1 pseudogene is annotated in these 347 nt (G+C 29.1%); it reads left to right on the forward strand.

The window, feature by feature from the left end:
* A pseudogene (locus KM800_RS15230) lies at positions 1–225 on the forward strand (transposase); the annotation flags it as partial.
* Positions 226–347 lie beyond the last annotated feature (122 nt).

The raw sequence follows: 347 nt of genomic DNA on the forward strand, positions 1-347 counted from the left end.
TCTAAATTTTTTAAAACCATCTATAGATTGAGAACAGAGTCTGAAAGATATAATTCCAGATGGAAAAAGCTTAATAATGAAAGAGCTTATGTCAAGAATATAAATTCTATCTCAAACTTAAATACTGTAGGACATATATGTCTTCTGACGACTGCGATAGCAGCTATAAAATCAGGTAACTCTGATAAAACCAGATCCCTATCGGGATTAAAGAGAACAGCTTAATTTAAAACCTGTTATTTTTTTAAATCTATCTTTACCTTAGGACCAGTCTGACTATTTTTACATTGCCATTAATTGTAAAACACGTTTTTCATAAAAAAGCTGTAATTTTTATTCTTCAATCA

Source organism: Clostridium tyrobutyricum (genome assembly GCF_019144085.1).
In the GTDB taxonomy this organism is placed as follows: Bacteria; Bacillota; Clostridia; order Clostridiales; family Clostridiaceae; genus Clostridium_B; species Clostridium_B tyrobutyricum_A.